Source organism: Methylobacterium haplocladii, assembly GCF_007992175.1.
Taxonomy (GTDB): domain Bacteria; phylum Pseudomonadota; class Alphaproteobacteria; order Rhizobiales; family Beijerinckiaceae; genus Methylobacterium; species Methylobacterium haplocladii.
Genome location: NZ_BJZT01000028.1, coordinates 53589 through 69141, shown reverse-complemented (window position 1 = coordinate 69141; position 15553 = coordinate 53589). Strand labels below are relative to the sequence as shown.

Below are 15553 nucleotides of genomic sequence, written 5' to 3'. Positions count from 1 at the left end.
CCGGCCTCAGTCTCGCCGCGCCTGGAAGAACTCTTTCAGGAGCGCTGCAGCCTCCGCCTCGCGGAACCCGCCATAGACCTCCGGCACATGGTGGCAGGTCGGCTGGTTGAAGACACGGGAGCCGTGCTCGACACCGCCGCCCTTAGGGTCGGCGGCGCCGTAATAGAGCCTGCGGATGCGGGCGAAGGCGATGGCGCCGGCGCACATCGGGCAAGGTTCGAGGGTCACGTAGAGATCGCAGCCGGTCAGCCGCTCGTCACCGAGCGCGGCGCAGGCGGCGCGGATCGCCAGGATCTCGGCATGGGCCGTCGGATCGTGAAGCGTTCTCGGCCGGTTGCCGGCGACCGCCAGCACGACGCCATCGCGTACGACCGCCGCACCGACGGGCACCTCGCCGAGAGCCGCGGACTGGCGGGCGGCCTCAAAAGCGAGGCTGAGCGGATCGAGGCGCACGGCACCCTCAGCCGGCGTCGGTCTCGGCCTCGCGGCTCACTGCCCGGTAGCCGATGTCGCTTCGACAAAAGCCCTCCGGCCAATCGATCCGGCTGACGGCGGCATAGGCGCGGGCCTGTGCCTCCCGAACGCTTGGAGCGACGGCCGTCACGGCGAGGACCCGGCCGCCATCAGCATAGAGGGACCCGCCCTCACTGCGCGTGCCGGCCTGGAACACGATGACGTCGTCGGCTCCAGCCTCCGCGACGCCGCGGATCTGCGAACCGCGCACGACCGTCCCCGGATAACCGGCCGCTGCCATCACGACGGTCAGCGCAGATCGGCTCGCGTCGAAGGGCAGGGAGATGCCGGATAGATCGCCGTCGCAGGCCGCGATCAGCGCGGGCACCAGATCGGCGGCGAGACGCGGCATCAGCACCTGCGCCTCCGGGTCGCCGAAGCGCGTGTTGTATTCGATGAGCTTCGGCCCGTCGGTGGTCAGCATCAGCCCGGCGTAGAGGATGCCGGTGAAGGGCGTGCCGCGCTCGGACATGCCGCGCAGGGTCGGTGCAACGATGCGCTCCATCACCTCGGCCTCGAGGGCGGGCGTGAGGATCGCCGCCGGCGAATAGGCGCCCATGCCGCCGGTATTGGGACCGCGATCGCCGTCGAAGGCGCGTTTGTGGTCCTGAGCGGTGCCGACGGGGATCGCGCGGGTGCCGTCGCAGAGGGCGAAGAAACTCGCCTCTTCGCCGAACAGGCATTCTTCGATGACCAGGGCGGCGCCGGGCGCATCGAGGATGGCGCGGACAGCCGCTTCCGCCTCGCGAACACTTTCGGCGACGACGACGCCCTTGCCGGCGGCCAGGCCGTCGGCCTTCACGACGATCGGCGCGCCCTTCGCCTGCAGATGGGCGAGGGCGGGTTCGATCTCGGTGAAGCGCGCGAAGGCGGCGGTCGGGATGCCGTACGCGGCGCAGAGCTCCTTGGTGAAGCCCTTGGAGCCCTCCAGTTGCGCGGCGGCCCGGGTCGGGCCGAACGCGCGGATCCCGGCGGCCTGAAGGTCGTCGACGAGTCCGGCGACTAGCGGCAACTCCGGCCCCACCACGACGAGGTCGATCTTTTCGGAGCCGCAGAACGCGACCACCGCGGCGTGATCGGCGACGTTGAGGTCCGGGCGGTTCTGCCCGTGCTGCGCCGTGCCGGGATTACCCGGCGCCGCGAACAGAAGGTCGCAGAGTGGGGATCTGGAGATCGCCCAGGCAAGCGCGTGCTCGCGCCCGCCGGATCCGATGAGCAGGATGTTCATGCCCCACCCATCACCGAAAATGGCGGGCGGGGCAAAGGCCGATTATGCCGGGACGGGCATCCGTCCACGGCTGCCGTACCTATGCCTTCGGCTTGCCGACGAGAACCGGGTCGGTGTTGGCGCGCTCCGGAAAGAGACGCTTCAGGTCCTGCAGCTTCGGGGCATCGTTGGCGACGATGTAGCCGGCGTCCGGGTTCAAGGCCATGTAGTCCTGATGGTAGTCCTCGGCCGGGTAGAAGGCTGCGCCCGGCTCGATCTTGGTGGCGATCGGGCGGCGATAGACCTTCGCGGCGTCGAGCTGAGCGATGTAGTCCTTGGCGACCTTCGCCTGCTCGGCATCGCTGGGGAAGATCGCGGTCCGGTACTGGGTGCCCGTATCCGGCCCCTGACGGTTCACCTCGGTCGGATCGAGGGCGACCGAGAAGTAGATCTGCAGCAGCTCGTCGTAGCGGATCACCGCCGGGTCGTAGGTGATCCTGACGGCCTCGGCGTGCCCGGTGCGGCCGCGCCCGACGGCGCCGTAATTGGCCGTCTCGCGGGTGCCGCCGGCATAGCCCGACACCGCCTGCGTCACGCCCTTCACGTGCTGGAACACGCCCTGGACGCCCCAGAAGCAGCCGCCGGCGAGCGTGGCCGTGCGCAGTTTGCCCGGCGTCTCGGTGGACTTGGCCGTGGACTCCGGAACGCGCTGGCCGGCTTCCTCCGCGAAGGCGATGCCCTGCGGCAGGGAAAGCGAAGCGATCAGGCCGAGGCCGACCGTGCCGCCGAGGGCCAGCGGCCAGGCGACCGCAGTAGATTTCAGATACTTGGACAGGGTCATCGGGACCTCCGTGGATACAAAAAAGGGCAGGCGGATCAGGCCGCCTGGAAGCTCAAGGCCGCGCCGTTCATGCAGTAGCGCAGGCCGGTCGGCTTCGGGCCGTCGTTGAAGACGTGGCCGAGATGGCCGCCGCAGCGGCTGCAATGCACCTCGGTGCGGGCCATGCCGTAGGCCCGGTCGGTGCTCTCGCCGACGGCGCCGGGCATCGGCTGGTAGAAGCTTGGCCAGCCGGTGCCGCTGTCGAACTTGGTCTGCGACGAGAACAGCGGCTGGCTGCAGCCGGCGCAGCTGAAGGTACCGGCGCGCTTCTCGTGGTCGAGGGGGCTGGTGCCGGCGCGCTCGGTGCCCTGCTTGCGCAGGACGTTATAGGCGATCGGGTCGAGCTGGCTGCGCCACTCCGCGTCGCTCTTCACAACCTCGAAGGCTGCAAGCGCAGGGTCGGACAGCTTCAGGCCCGACAGCAATCCGGCGAGCGAGGCTCCGGCGAACAGGGTCTGACGGCGGTTCATGGGCGCTTCTCCCGAAACGGGGATGGATCATCTCCCCATTCGTACGATCTGCGCGCCGGTTACGTTTCAGCTCGGACGGTAGAACCGCCTGCGACGCGCCGTACCGGGTCGTGGACCGAGACGGGCGGAGGATAGACGCGCGAGGCTGGCCGAAGAAGGTGGATTGCAGAGGCAACCCGTCGCAGGCGGAGGCTTCGAGATCCAGAAAACCACATCCGTCATCGCGAGCGGGCGAAGCGAAGCGAAGCGATCCAGGGCCACGTTCGCAACGTATTGAAGGCGGCCCCGGACTGCTTCGTCGCTGCGCTCCTCGCAGTGACGAGAGAGCCGGCCTCAGCTCTCCTTGAAGCCATATTCCGGCACGCCGTCCTCATTGTCGTAGTACTTGTACGGCAGGAACTTGCCGGAGAGGTTCATCTTCACCCGGTCGCCCTTGTTGTTGGGCTCGCGCTCCATGGTCATGTTGAAGTCGATCGCCGACATGATGCCGTCGCCGAAATCCTCCTGGATCAATTCCTTCCAGGTGGTGCCGTAGACCATCACCAGTTCGTAGAAGCGGTAGATCAGCGGATCGGTCGGCGGCATCTGTGGGATCGAGCCGCGATAAGGCGCCTCGTTCAGCATCCGCTCCTCGGCTTGGCTGAGGCCGAACAGCTCGGCGGCCTTCTTGGCCTGAGCCTTCGGCAGCTTCATCTGGCCCATGCAGGCGGCGGTGATCAGGATTGGCGAGATGCCGCCGATCTCCGCCTGGATGTGCTTCCAGGTCCAGCCCTTCTCACGCTTGATGTCGAGGAGCTTTTCCGTGAGGTCTTCGCGCTTCATGCCGTGTCTCTTGCCTGGATGACCGTGCGGCGCTGTGGCCGCCTCTCCGATCCGCCGTCGCGGTCGGAACGGCACCGTGCCTGCAAGTTCTTCGCCATCAACGCCGCGAAGCGCGCCTCAATCCACCAGCGCGGCGTAGGTCAGCACCCGCAACTCGCGCCGGATCGGCAAGGCGGATGAGGGGATGAGCTGGGCGAAGAGAACCACGGCGAGATCCTCGACCGGGTCGATCCAGAACGAGGTGCTGGCGAGGCCGCCCCAGGCGACTTCGCCCGGCGTGCCGACGATCTGCGCTTTGGCCGGGTCGAGCATCACCGAGAAGCCGAGACCGAAGCCGATGCCGGCGTAGGACGATTCCGAAAAACGCGGCTGACCCATGGCGGCCATGTCGCCGGGCAGGTGGTTGGCGATCATCAGCTCGACGGTCTTGCGGCCCAGCAGGCGCACGCCGTCGAGTTCGCCCCGGTTCAGGATGAAGCGGCAGAAGCGCAGGTAATCCGGTGCCGTGCCGGTGAGGCCGCCCCCGCCCGAGGTCACCGGCCGGGGGGCGAGGAAGCGGCTGCCCTCGGAATCGTCGTAGACCTTGAGCTGGCCGGTGCGATCGAACGCGTAGTTGGCGGCGAAACGTTTGCGCTTGTCGGCAGCGACGAAGAAATCGGTGTCGTGCATGCCCAGGGGTTCAAGCACGCGCTCACGCAGGAACTCCGAAAACGGCACGCCCGAGACCACGGCGACGAGGTGCCCGAGGACGTCGGTCGCAACCGAATAATTCCATTCCGCACCGGGCTGGGCGAGCAGCGGCTGCTTCGCTACCCGCGAGACGAGATCGGCCAGGGAATGCTCGGAGGCCTGAAAATCGATTCCGTGCACCCGGTAGAGCGCATCGACCAGCGTCGCCTCCATGAAGCCGTAGGTCAGGCCGGAGGTGTGGGTGAGCAGGTCGCGGATGGTGATCGGCCGCAGGGCCGGCACGGTCTCAAGCTTGACCCGGTTGCCGCCTACCGCGACGCGCATCTCGGCGAATTCGGGCAGGAAGCGGCTGAGCGGATCGTCGAGCTGGAAGCGGCCTTCCTCGTACAGCATCATCACCGCCACCGAGGTCAGCGGCTTCGTCATCGAATAGATGCGGACGATCGTGTCGGTGTCGAAGGGCCGGTCGCGGGCGATGTCGGCCCTGCCGTGGGCGCGGGCGAACCCGACCTTGCCGCGCCGGGCGAAATGCACCGACAGGCCGGCGAGTTTTCCCTCATCGACATAGCGCCGCATCCAGGCGTCGATGCACTCGAGGCGGTCGGGACAGAGGCCGAGGTCGCGGGGATCGGTGTCGGTCATGTTCTGAAAGTAGCCCTCGCGCGGCGCTCAAACACTCCGCCGTCATCCCGGGGCGCCGCAGGCGAACCCGGGATCCAGACCCGCCGGGCCCGTCAAGCATGGCTCAATCGGCGGCTCTGGATTCCGGGTTCCGCTGCGCGGCCCCGGAATGACTGAAGCGTTGAACAGCCGAAAACCCCATCACAGCAATTCCCGCAACCCCTTTCCGTACCGCTCGAAGTAGAAGGGGATCGCGCGGAACGGCTGGAAGTCGAGCGCGGCCGCGGCTTCCAGGTCGTCGAGCACGGCGCGGGTGATGCGGGGCAAGTCGAGCTTGCGGGCCTCGTCGAGGCCGACCCAGGCGATCTCGGTCAGTTCGGAATCGGGGCCGACGATGCCCGGGCGCTCGGCGGCCACGGCCGTGCGGTCGGCGACGAAGAACCGGGTGTCGAAGCGGCGCGGGCGACCCGGCGGCGTGATGGCGCGGGCGAGCAGGTGCAGCGCCTCGAGATCCGGAAACACGCCCTCCTCGGCGAAGGCCGTCCAAGCCCCCTCGGGCACGGAGGCCGGCGGCCCGTAGTCACGCGAGCCGACCAGCAGCCCGGTCTCCTCGTAGGTTTCGCGGATGGCGGCGAGAGCGAGAGAACGGCCGAGCATCGGCGACGGTCGGACGAGGCGCGCGTCGAGGGCGTCTTCGCTGCGCTGGGGCAGGGCGCCCGCGACGATCATCCGGCGGTCCGAGGGCTCGACCCGCCCTCCAGGGAACACGAACTTGCCGCCCATGAAGGCGAGGCCGACATGGCGCCGGCCCATCAGCACCCGCGGCTTCTTCTTCGCGCGATCGACGAGGATCAGCGTGGCCGCGTCGCGGGGACGGAGAGCCGGAGCCGCGCGGCTCCGCGTCTCAGACCCGGCCGATGCCGGCGGCGGGGGCGGTGTCGCCTGATCCAACGCGCGTCTCCTCGGCTCCGGGCCGCGGGGGAAGGGAGGTCTCGAAGCCGTGCATACGCATGGCGTATTGCAGGCCGATCACGGCGCCCTTCACGGGCTGCAGCAACCCGAGCGCCAAGCCGAGCGTCAGACCGGGCCACAGGGTCGCCGAGACCCAGAGCGGCAGATCGTAGCCCATTTCGATCTTCAGGATCAGGTAGCCGACGATGTGGCCGACGATGAAGATCACGAGGTAGGGCGGCAGATCGTCGGCGCGGTGTCCGTCGAGCGAAAGCCCGCAGGCCTCGCATGCGGGCCGGACCTTGAGGAAGCGGCCGAAGAGCCGGCCCTCGCCGCAATGCGGGCAACGGCAGACGAAGCCGAGCGCCATGGCCGGGATCAGCTTAGTCCGCTCGACCGTGCTGGGAACGGCGACCGGCGGCGGATCGATCTCGTGCTTCGTCTCGAGCGGCATGGTCCCGTCCTACACCACCCCCCTCAGCCGCGCGACCCGCGCTTGCGGTTGGGTGTGTTGCGGCCGGCCGCAGGAGGCTTGCCGCGCTTCGATGCCGTGCCGGGAGGGCCGTAGCTCGTCTGCTTCGACTTGGCCTTGTGGAATTTCGGGCGTCCGCCCGGTCCCGGTCGACTGGAACCCGAGCGTCCTTCCGACAGGATCTCGAATCGCAACGCGCCGGCCACGGCCGCCGCTTCGACGAGCTTCACCTCGACGGTATCGCCCAAGCGAAACGTCTCGCCGGTCCGGTCGCCGACCAGCGCGTGTCGGGTCTCGTCATGCCGGTAGAAGTCGGCGCCGATGGTCGAGGCCGGGATAAAGCCGTCCGCCCCGGTCTCGGCCAGCTTCACGAACATCCCGGCGCGGGTGACGCCGGAGATGCGGCCCATGAACGTCGCGCCGATCCGATCGGCGAGGTGGTGGGCGATCAGCCGGTCGATGGTCTCGCGCTCGGCCGCCATGGCGCGGCGCTCAGCGGCCGAGATCTGCTCGCCGACGGCATCGAGCATGCCGACGGTCGTGTCGGACGGCAGGCCGTCCGAGCCGAGCCGGCCCGCCGCGATCAGGGCGCGGTGCACGATGAGATCGGCGTAGCGGCGGATCGGGGAGGTGAAGTGCGCATAGCGGCGCAGGTTCAGCCCGAAATGACCAAGGTTCTGGCTCGAATAGATCGCCTGCGCCTGGGTGCGCAGGATGACCTCGTTGATGAAGATCGCGTGCTCGGTCTCGGCGACCGAGCCGAGGATGCGGTTGAACAGCGAGGGCCTGAGCACATCGCCCCTCGGCAGCTTGATGCCGATGGAGGCGAGCACCTCGCCCAGCGCCCTCAGCTTCTCCAGCGCCGGCTCGTCGTGGACGCGGTAGATCAGCGGCGACTTCGCCGCCTCCAGCGTCTCCGCCGCGGCGACGTTCGCCTGGATCATGAATTCTTCGATGAGGCGGTGCGCCTCCAGCCGCTCCGGCACGATCACCCGGTCGACCGAGCCGTCCGGCGCCAGCAGCACCTTGCGCTCCGGCAGGTCGAGGGCCAGCGGGCCGCGGGCGTCGCGCGCCTGCTTGAGCGCCTCGTAGGCGGCGTAGAGCGGGCGGAGAACCGGCGCCAGCAAGGGCGTCGTGGTGTCGTCGGGCCTGCCGTCGATGGCGGCCTGCGCCTGGGCGTAAGCCAGCTTGGCGCGCGAGCGCATCATCACGCGGTGGAAGGTGTGCCGGCGCTTGGTACCGTCGGCGGCGATGACCATGCGGACAGCGAGCGCTGGCCGATCCTCGTTCTCACGCAGCGAACACAGGTCGTTCGAGATGCGCTCGGGCAGCATCGGCACGACCCGGTCCGGGAAATACACCGAGTTGCCGCGCATCAGCGCCTCGCGGTCGAGGGCGCTGCCGGGGCGGACATAGGCCGCCACGTCCGCGATCGCCACGGTGACGATGAAGCCGCCTTCGTTCTTCGGATCGGGATCCGGCTCCGCCATCACGGCGTCGTCATGGTCCTTGGCGTCGGGCGGGTCGATGGTGATCAGCGGCACGTCCCGCCAATCCTCGCGGCCCTTCAGGCCGACCTCCTTCACGTCGTCGGCCTCGGCTTGCGTGTCCTTGGCGAAGACGTGCGGGATGTTGTGGAGGTGCAGCGCGATCAGGCTCACCGCCTTCTCGGAGCCGAGGGAGCCGAGGCGCTGGCGCACACGGCCCTTCGGCAGGCCGAAGCGGGTCTCGCTCTCCAGCGAGACGCTGACGAGATCGCCGTCGCGGGCCTCGCCCTCCTCGCCTGGGGGGATCGCGATCTCGCGGCCCTGCGAACGCTTCTCGACTGGCACGAGACGCCCGCCGTCACGACCGTTGTTGCCCCCCTGGCGATAGATGCCGATGACCTCGGACTTGTTCTTCCCGATCACCTTGACGATGCGGCCGGTGTAGCGGTTCGACGTGTCCCCATCCGGCTCGACACGGATCAGCGCGCGGTCGCCGATGCCGGGGGCGGGGCGGTTCGCCTTGCGGCCGCCGCGGGGCATTTGGACGGTGATGCGCGGAGCCTCGCCATCCTTGGCCTCCCACTGGGCCGGGCGGGCCACGAGTTCGCCGTCGCGATCCCGCGAAAAGATGTCGGCGAGCACGACCGGGGGCAGGCGGCCGGCCTTGCTGAACCCGCCGCGCCCACGCTCGATCGCGCCGTCCTCCTCGATCTCCTTGAGGATGCGCTTCAGCTCGATCCGGTCCGAGCCCTTCACGTCGAAGGCCTTGGCGATCTCGCGCTTGCCGACCTTCTCGGTGGAGTCCGCGATGAACGCGACGATCGTCTCGCGCGAGGGAAGGGCGCCGGTGGCCGGTGCGGGTGCGGTGCGTCTGGTCAAAGCGGGGAGGGCTCGCTGCGCCGGGCTCATGCGGCCGGCGCGCTGGATCGGGAAGGGATCGGCCCGCAGGCCATCGACCGAAACATGGGCTTGCACCCGTCCCGCGGCAACGCCTTCGTCATTCAGGGCTGGGGATCAGCCGGTGGAGGCCGCGTTGGCGATGCGCTCGACAGCTGCGTCGACGTCGAAGGCGGGATCGACCAGCTCCGCCAGCGTGAATGGACTGGCCTGCGGCAATGTGAGGTTCACGCGCCTCGCCTCGGCTACCATGTCCGGTGCCTCGGCGGCGCGGATGCCGAAGGTCCAGGCGCCGTCGATGCGGACCGTAGCGGGATCCGGCGGGTCGGCCGCGAGGGCGGCGAGCCCGGCTCGTGCGGCATCCCGGAATTCGAGGCTGCGCCGATCATCGGAGATCAGCGCCGCCCTGACGAGGTCGGCCAGACACGCGCTGACCCGCTCGACGCTCTCGTTCATCCGCAATCCCGATCCGTACACTTTCGGTCCAGGCCGGGCGGCGGCAAGCCGGGTGCCACGCGCGCTGCGACACTTAATAAGGCGTTCCCTCCGCGCGCTTCGCCTTCAGCGCCTCGGCATACCAGACCAATTCGTCGAGAAACTTCTTCGCAGCCTTGCCGAGCCACTCCTCGGCCGGCTCGCCGCCCGCGCTCAGTGCCTTCTGGATACGCGGAATCGGCAGCAGCGAAGGGATGCTCGGCGCGCCGAGCTCGGCCATCATTGCGCGAAGCTGCATCGCGGCGCGCACGCCGCCATACTGGCCGGCCGAGTAGCAGACGATGCCCGACGGCCGCCAATAATACTCTTCGAGAAAGTGATCGAGGGTGTTCGAGAGGGCTGGCGGGATCGAGTGGTTGTACTCGCCCGAGACCACCACGAAGGCGTCCGCGCGGCGATAGAGCGTCGCGAGATCTTCGAGCGCCCGGGGCGCCTCGCCCTTCGGATATTCCTTGTACATCCGGTCGAGGAGCGGAAGCTTGAGTTCCGCCGGGTCGACCAGAGGTGCCTCGAAACCGCGGCCTTCCAGCTGCGCAACGAGAAAGCGCGCGGCGCGGATGCCCTGGCGGTCGGATCGAACGCTGCCGAGGATGACGGGGACGACGAGGGACATGGGTGGCTCCGGATTCGCGACGCCGGCGATCATAGGAGCCCGGACCGGCGCCGTCGCGTCCCGACCCGGGCATGAAAAAAGGGCCGGATCACTCCGGCCCCGTGTCGTCTCCAAAACTCCGAGATGCTCAGAGCGAGTAGTACATCGTGAACTCGACCGGGTGCGGAGTCATCTCGTAGCGCATGACCTCCTGCATCTTCAGCTCGATGAACGAGTCGATCTGGTCGTCCGAGAACACACCGCCGGCCTTGAGGAAGGCGCGGTCCTTGTCGAGATTCTGCAGGGCTTCGCGCAGTGAACCGCACACCGTCGGGATCTTCTTCAGCTCCTTCGGCGGCAGGTCGTAGAGGTCCTTGTCCATGGCCGGACCCGGATCGATCTTGTTCATGATGCCGTCGAGGCCGGCCATCAGCAGGGCCGAGAAGGCGAGGTAGGGGTTCGCCATCGGGTCGGGGAAGCGGACCTCGACGCGCTTGGCCTTCGGGTTCGTTGTCCACGGGATGCGGCAGGAGGCCGAGCGGTTGCGCGCCGAGTAGGCGAGCAGCACGGGGGCCTCGTAGCCCGGCACTAGGCGCTTGTAGGAGTTGGTCGACGGGTTGGTGAAGGCGTTGAGCGCTTTCGCGTGCTTGATGATGCCGCCGATGTACCACAGGCATTCCTGGCTGAGGTCGGCGTACTTGTTGCCGGCGAAGAGCGGCTTGCCGTCCTTCCAGATCGACTGGTGCACGTGCATGCCCGAGCCGTTGTCGCCGTAGACGGGCTTGGGCATGAAGGTCGCGGTCTTGCCGTAGCTCTGAGCGACGTTGTGGATCGCGTATTTGTAGATCTGCATATGGTCGGCGAGCAGCGTTAGCGTATCGAACTTCATGCCGAGTTCGTGCTGGGCGGAGGCCACCTCGTGGTGGTGCTTCTCGACCTTGACGCCCATGGACTGCATCGCGGCCAGCATCTCGCCGCGCATGTCCTGCGCCGAATCCTGCGGGGGCACCGGAAAGTAGCCGCCCTTGGTCTGGATGCGATGGCCGAGGTTTCCGCCCTCGTAGTCGGTGAAGCCGTTCGAGGGTAGCTCGGTCGAATCGAGCTCGAAGCCGGTCTTGTAGGGGTCGGCGCCGAACTTGACGTCGTCGAACACGAAGAACTCGGCCTCGGGGCCGACGAAGATCGTGTCGCCGATACCGGTCGACTTCAGGTAGGCCTCGGCGAGCTTGGCGGTCGAGCGCGGGTCGCGCGAGTAGGGGGCGCCGGTGGAGGGCTCGAGCACGTCGCAGACGATCGACATGGTGGAGGCCGAGAAGAACGGGTCCATGCAGGCCGTGACCGGGTCGGGCATCAAGAGCATGTCGGACTCGTTGATGGCCTTCCAGCCGGCGATCGAGGAACCGTCGAACATCGTCCCTTCGGAAAACAGCTCGTCGTCGACGAGCGAGACGTCGAAGGTGACGTGCTGCCACTTGCCCCGCGGATCGGTGAAACGGAGGTCGACGTATTTGACGTCGTTGTCCTTGATCGCCTTCAGGACTTCGGCTGCGTTCTTCATCGTCGGCGTTCTCCTCGGACAGGGAGCGTAGGCAAGGGAGCGTGGCCACCCCGGTCGAGGGATCATCCCGCGTTCGCAGCCGCATCGGGCGGCCGGTCACGCCGGAATGCTCGCGACGATGGGGCTCGGACGGATCCTCAAGAGCGCCGGACGCGCGAGCGTGTCGGACGGACCCTGGTCCCGTGCGCCCTCCCGTCACGCACGTTGGCCGGGGGCACTGATATCCCCCGAGCGCCCACGTTGCCAGACTCAGTCGTTGGGGAATGTGCCGCTTTTTAAGGCATTCGTTGGGGTAAATCGTTCTACGGCAGCGATGGACCGGAGCAACGCCGTGCTTCCTGCGGGCACGGCTTGCCCGTTCATGCGCCAACAGCACAGCCCGCCGGGCAGCTTGAGCTGGCACGCATCATGCAAGCCTGCGCTCGTCGGCCGACGACCCGGTGGCGCCCGGGCGTGCTCAGACCGAGCCTTATTGGCGAACGAGAGAATGCAGGGATGACGAAATACAAGCTCGAGTATCTATGGCTCGACGGCTACACGCCGACCCCGAACCTGCGTGGCAAAACGCAGATCAAGGAATTCGACAGCTTCCCGACGCTCGAGCAGCTTCCGATGTGGGGCTTCGACGGATCGTCGACCAAGCAGGCCGAGGGCGGTAGCTCCGACTGCATGCTCAAGCCCGTGCGCCACTTCCCGGATTCGACCCGGAAGAACGGCATCCTGGTGATGTGCGAGGTCATGATGCCGGACGGCGTCACCCCCCACGCCTCGAACAAGCGCGCCACCATCATCGACGACGACAACACCTGGTTCGGCTTCGAGCAGGAGTACTTCTTCTACAAGGACGGCCGCCCGCTCGGCTTCCCCACCGCCGGCTACCCGGCCCCGCAGGGCCCGTATTATTGCGGCGCCGGCTACTCAAACGTCGGCTCGATCGCGCGCCAGATCGTCGAAGAGCATCTCGACCTCTGCCTCGACGCCGGCATCAACCATGAAGGCATCAACGCCGAAGTCGCCAAGGGCCAGTGGGAATTCCAGATCTTCGGCAAGGGCTCCAAGAAAGCCGCGGACGAGATGTGGGTCGCCCGCTACCTGCTGCAGCGCCTCTGCGAGAAGTACGAGATCGACGTCGAGTATCACTGCAAGCCGCTCGGCGACACCGACTGGAACGGTTCGGGCATGCACGCCAACTTCTCGACCGAGCACCTTCGGACGGTCGGCGGCAAAGAGTACTTCGAGAAGCTGATGGCGGCCTTCAAGGACAACATCGCCGACCACATCGCGGTCTACGGCCCCGACAACCACATGCGCCTGACCGGCAAGCACGAGACCGCGGCGATCGACCAGTTCAGCTACGGCATCGCCGACCGCGGCGCCTCGATCCGCGTGCCGCATTCCTTCGCGAACAACGGTTACAAGGGCTACCTGGAAGACCGCCGCCCCAACAGCCAGGGGGACCCCTACCAGATCGCCTCGCAGATCCTGAAGACCATCGCCTCCGTGCAGATGGAAGCTTCGATGAGCGAGGCCGCCGCCTAACTTTTTTGCGAGACGATCAACACGGTGTGCGGCGCGGTCCTTCGGGGTCCGCGCCGCTTCTCTTGCTACGGTCGAAATCGCGCGGATGCCATTCGCCGTATTTCGACGTCAATTCCCGAAGATCGACCAGCCCATGCGCTTCGTCAGCCGCTCCAGACTGAGCCGGCCGAGATGCGAGTTGCCGGCGGCGTCGAGCCCCGGCGACCACACTGCGATCGAGGCCTGACCCGGCGCAATGGCCAGGATGCCGCCGCCGACACCACTCTTGCCCGGCAGGCCGACCCGGTAGGCGAAGTCCCCGGAGCCGTCGTAGTGGCCGCAGGTCAGCATGATCGCATTGATGCGGCGTGCGCGCTCGGGCGAGATCACCAGCAGGCCCGTCGAGGGGTTGCGTCCGTTATGGGCGAGGTAGCGCCCGGCCATGGCGAGCTGCCGGCACGACATGGCAATGGCGCAGTGATGGAAATAGACGCCGAGGGTGAAGTCGACAGGGTTCTCCAGCACGCCGTAGGACTTCATGAAATTGGCGAGGGCGACGTTGCGGAAGCCCGTCCGCTTCTCCGAGGCCGCCACGGCCTGATCGATGGCGATGGTGGGGTCTTCGGCCAAGAACTGCAGGAAGCGCAAGATCTCGCCCAAAGCTTCGCGCGGCTCGTGCCCGGACAGGATGGCGTCGGTGACGGCAATAGCACCGGCATTGATGAACGGGTTGCGCGGTACGCCCTTCTCCAGTTCGAGCTGGACGATCGAGTTGAACGGGTTGCCCGAGGGCTCGCGGCCGACGCGCTGCCAGAGCCGGTCGCCGATCTTGCCCAGTGCCAGCGTCAGCGTGAATACCTTGGTGATGCTCTGCACCGAGAACGGCACGTCGCAGTCGCCGGCAGCCACGACCTGACCGTCGTTGCCGATGACGGCGATGCCGAAGGCCTGCCGGTCGGCGCGGGCCAGCTCGGGGATGTAGGTGGCGACCTCGCCGCGATCCGGCCGGCGCCGCATCTCTTCGGCGATCTCGCTCACGACGTCGTTGAGGTTCGGCAGGGGATCGCTCGCAGTGTTTTGCGGGTTCAGCGAAGCGCCATGGCGCTCAGGCGCCCTTGAAGCTCGCGGCCGGCAGCGCGCCGTCCTCCAGCAGCATCCGTGCCGCCGCCTCGAAGCCGGCCCAAGCCGCGAAGGCGAGGCGGCTGCCGGTGCTGACCCGGCGCACGCCGCTGTCCGCGAGGTCCGCCACGCGCATCGCCGGCGACGCCAGCAGCACGTTGACGGATTTGGGCGCGACGGCCCGCACGATGGCTCGGATGTCGTCGGGATCGGAAAATCCCGGCGCATAGAGGCAATCCGCTCCGGCCTCGGCATACGCGACGAGCCTGTCGATGGTCTGCCCGAGGTCCGTCCGGCCGATCAGAAACCCCTCGCTGCGGCCGATGAGCACGGCTTCGGAATCGACGGCATCGACCGCAGAGCGTGCCGCCGCGATCCGCTCCACCGCCAGTGCCGTCTCGTAGAGCGTGTCGCCGGTGCGATCCTCGATCGACAACCCGGCGACGCCGGTCGCCATGGCCAGCGTCACGTTGGTGGCCACGCCCTCGGGATTGTCGGCGAAGCCGGATTCATAGTCCGCGTTCACAGGCAGGTCGGTCGCGGCGCAGACGTTACGGAGGTGGCCAAGCACCGCGTCGCGGGTCATGGCCCTGTCGTCGAGTCCGGCGCTCCAGGCGAAGCCCGCGCTGGTCGAGGCGAGCGCAGGAAAGCCGAGCGCTTCGAGGCGCCTCAGGCTGCCGATATCCCAGGGATTCGGAAGGACGAAACAGCCCTGCGCGTGCAGGCTGCGGAAGGCGCGGCGGGCGGCTGTCGCCTTCTCGCCCATCTCAGATGGCGTCCGGCCCCGTCTCGCCGGTGCGGATGCGGATGGCGTCCTCGATCGTCGAGACGAAGATCTTGCCGTCGCCGATGCGTCCGGTCTGCGCAGATTTTCGGATCGCCTCGACGGCGGCCTCGACCTGCGAATCGCCGAGCACGATCTCAAGCTTCACCTTGGGCAGGAAGTCCACGACATATTCCGCGCCGCGATACAGCTCGGTGTGGCCCTTCTGCCGCCCGAAGCCCTTCGCCTCGATCACGGTTATCCCTTGAAGCCCGACATCCTGAAGGGCCTCCTTCACCTCATCGAGCTTGAACGGCTTGATGATCGCTTCGATCTTCTTCATTCGGGGCGCCTGATCTGCGCTTTCGCGAGGATACGGATTCGTAGCACCGCCTCCCGAGGACCGCCACGGCGTTCTGCCACGCCACCGGCGTAAACTGCGCAAGCACTGAGCAGATTCTGCACATCATTCGGGCAGTTTGTTCGAAACGGCCCATT

16 protein-coding genes are annotated in these 15553 nt (G+C 67.6%); 1 reads left to right on the top strand and 15 read right to left on the bottom strand.

What is annotated here, in order from left to right:
* Positions 1-6: 6 nt before the first annotated feature.
* From MHA02_RS13095 to glnA, 12 genes are all read right to left on the bottom strand, one after another.
* Positions 7-453 (bottom strand): nucleoside deaminase, encoded by a 447-nt coding sequence (locus MHA02_RS13095; RefSeq protein WP_147079296.1) that lies wholly within the window; start codon positions 451-453, stop codon positions 7-9.
* A 7-nt stretch (positions 454-460) separates the two neighbouring features.
* Positions 461-1741, bottom strand: coding sequence for a phosphoribosylamine--glycine ligase (purD, locus tag MHA02_RS13090; protein ID WP_147079294.1), 1281 nt, complete (start codon positions 1739-1741; stop codon positions 461-463).
* Between the two features lie 79 nt (positions 1742-1820).
* Positions 1821-2561 carry a peptide-methionine (S)-S-oxide reductase MsrA gene (gene msrA / locus MHA02_RS13085; protein ID WP_147079292.1) on the bottom strand — a complete coding sequence of 247 codons (741 nt, stop codon included), beginning with the start codon at positions 2559-2561 and terminating at the stop codon, positions 1821-1823.
* Positions 2562-2596: 35 nt separating this feature from the next.
* Positions 2597-3070: a peptide-methionine (R)-S-oxide reductase MsrB gene (gene msrB, locus MHA02_RS13080; RefSeq protein WP_147079290.1), complete on the bottom strand. Its 474-nt coding sequence runs from the start codon at positions 3068-3070 to the stop codon at positions 2597-2599.
* Positions 3071-3403: 333 nt separating this feature from the next.
* Positions 3404-3892 carry a cyanase gene (gene cynS / locus MHA02_RS13075; protein ID WP_147079288.1) on the bottom strand — a complete coding sequence of 163 codons (489 nt, stop codon included), beginning with the start codon at positions 3890-3892 and terminating at the stop codon, positions 3404-3406.
* A 117-nt stretch (positions 3893-4009) separates the two neighbouring features.
* Positions 4010-5224: a serine hydrolase domain-containing protein gene (locus tag MHA02_RS13070; protein WP_147079286.1), complete on the bottom strand. Its 1215-nt coding sequence runs from the start codon at positions 5222-5224 to the stop codon at positions 4010-4012.
* A gap of 180 nt (positions 5225-5404) precedes the next feature.
* Positions 5405-6154: an NUDIX hydrolase gene (locus MHA02_RS13065; RefSeq protein WP_147079284.1), complete on the bottom strand. Its 750-nt coding sequence runs from the start codon at positions 6152-6154 to the stop codon at positions 5405-5407.
* Positions 6108-6608, bottom strand: a complete 501-nt coding sequence (locus MHA02_RS13060; protein WP_373318369.1) for a DUF983 domain-containing protein — start codon at positions 6606-6608, stop codon at positions 6108-6110. The genes MHA02_RS13065 and MHA02_RS13060 overlap by 47 nt, the downstream gene beginning before the upstream one ends.
* 23 nt (positions 6609-6631) lie before the next feature.
* A complete protein-coding gene (gene rnr, locus MHA02_RS13055) occupies positions 6632-9022 on the bottom strand; it encodes a ribonuclease R (protein ID WP_147079405.1) in 2391 nt (796 codons plus the stop codon).
* A 105-nt stretch (positions 9023-9127) separates the two neighbouring features.
* On the bottom strand, positions 9128-9466 hold the full coding sequence (locus MHA02_RS13050) for a hypothetical protein (protein WP_147079282.1): 339 nt from the start codon (positions 9464-9466) through the stop codon (positions 9128-9130).
* Between the two features lie 73 nt (positions 9467-9539).
* Positions 9540-10118 carry an NADPH-dependent FMN reductase gene (locus tag MHA02_RS13045; RefSeq protein WP_147079281.1) on the bottom strand — a complete coding sequence of 193 codons (579 nt, stop codon included), beginning with the start codon at positions 10116-10118 and terminating at the stop codon, positions 9540-9542.
* 127 nt (positions 10119-10245) lie between these two features.
* Entirely contained in the window at positions 10246-11655 is a 1410-nt protein-coding gene (gene glnA, locus MHA02_RS13040) for a type I glutamate--ammonia ligase (protein WP_147079279.1), read from the bottom strand.
* A 495-nt stretch (positions 11656-12150) separates the two neighbouring features.
* Between glnA and MHA02_RS13035 the strand changes: the two genes are divergently transcribed.
* Positions 12151-13194, top strand: coding sequence for a glutamine synthetase beta-grasp domain-containing protein (locus MHA02_RS13035; protein WP_147079277.1), 1044 nt, complete (start codon positions 12151-12153; stop codon positions 13192-13194).
* Between the two features lie 108 nt (positions 13195-13302).
* Here MHA02_RS13035 and MHA02_RS13030 read toward each other — a convergent pair whose 3' ends face one another.
* Genes MHA02_RS13030 through MHA02_RS13020 form a run of 3 tightly spaced genes read right to left on the bottom strand, consistent with a single transcriptional unit; the run spans position 13303 to position 15398 of the window.
* Positions 13303-14232 carry a glutaminase gene (locus MHA02_RS13030; protein WP_147079403.1) on the bottom strand — a complete coding sequence of 310 codons (930 nt, stop codon included), beginning with the start codon at positions 14230-14232 and terminating at the stop codon, positions 13303-13305.
* Positions 14233-14278: 46 nt separating this feature from the next.
* Positions 14279-15058 (bottom strand): isocitrate lyase/PEP mutase family protein, encoded by a 780-nt coding sequence (locus tag MHA02_RS13025; RefSeq protein ID WP_147079275.1) that lies wholly within the window; start codon positions 15056-15058, stop codon positions 14279-14281.
* A gap of 1 nt (position 15059) precedes the next feature.
* Positions 15060-15398: a P-II family nitrogen regulator gene (locus tag MHA02_RS13020; protein WP_147079273.1), complete on the bottom strand. Its 339-nt coding sequence runs from the start codon at positions 15396-15398 to the stop codon at positions 15060-15062.
* Between the last annotated feature and the right edge of the window lie 155 nt (positions 15399-15553).

Coding starts and splice junctions, on each gene's coding strand:
- purD (WP_147079294.1), bottom strand. CDS start 1,741: ATGAACATCCTGCTCATCGGATCCGGCGGGCGCGAGCACGCGCTTGCC.
- MHA02_RS13060 (WP_373318369.1), bottom strand. CDS start 6,608: ATGCCGCTCGAGACGAAGCACGAGATCGATCCGCCGCCGGTCGCCGTT.
- MHA02_RS13035 (WP_147079277.1), top strand. CDS start 12,151: ATGACGAAATACAAGCTCGAGTATCTATGGCTCGACGGCTACACGCCG.
- MHA02_RS13050 (WP_147079282.1), bottom strand. CDS start 9,466: ATGAACGAGAGCGTCGAGCGGGTCAGCGCGTGTCTGGCCGACCTCGTC.
- glnA (WP_147079279.1), bottom strand. CDS start 11,655: ATGAAGAACGCAGCCGAAGTCCTGAAGGCGATCAAGGACAACGACGTC.
- cynS (WP_147079288.1), bottom strand. CDS start 3,892: ATGAAGCGCGAAGACCTCACGGAAAAGCTCCTCGACATCAAGCGTGAG.
- msrB (WP_147079290.1), bottom strand. CDS start 3,070: ATGAACCGCCGTCAGACCCTGTTCGCCGGAGCCTCGCTCGCCGGATTG.
- MHA02_RS13070 (WP_147079286.1), bottom strand. CDS start 5,224: ATGACCGACACCGATCCCCGCGACCTCGGCCTCTGTCCCGACCGCCTC.
- msrA (WP_147079292.1), bottom strand. CDS start 2,561: ATGACCCTGTCCAAGTATCTGAAATCTACTGCGGTCGCCTGGCCGCTG.
- rnr (WP_147079405.1), bottom strand. CDS start 9,022: ATGAGCCCGGCGCAGCGAGCCCTCCCCGCTTTGACCAGACGCACCGCA.
- MHA02_RS13045 (WP_147079281.1), bottom strand. CDS start 10,118: ATGTCCCTCGTCGTCCCCGTCATCCTCGGCAGCGTTCGATCCGACCGC.
- MHA02_RS13025 (WP_147079275.1), bottom strand. CDS start 15,058: ATGGGCGAGAAGGCGACAGCCGCCCGCCGCGCCTTCCGCAGCCTGCAC.
- MHA02_RS13020 (WP_147079273.1), bottom strand. CDS start 15,398: ATGAAGAAGATCGAAGCGATCATCAAGCCGTTCAAGCTCGATGAGGTG.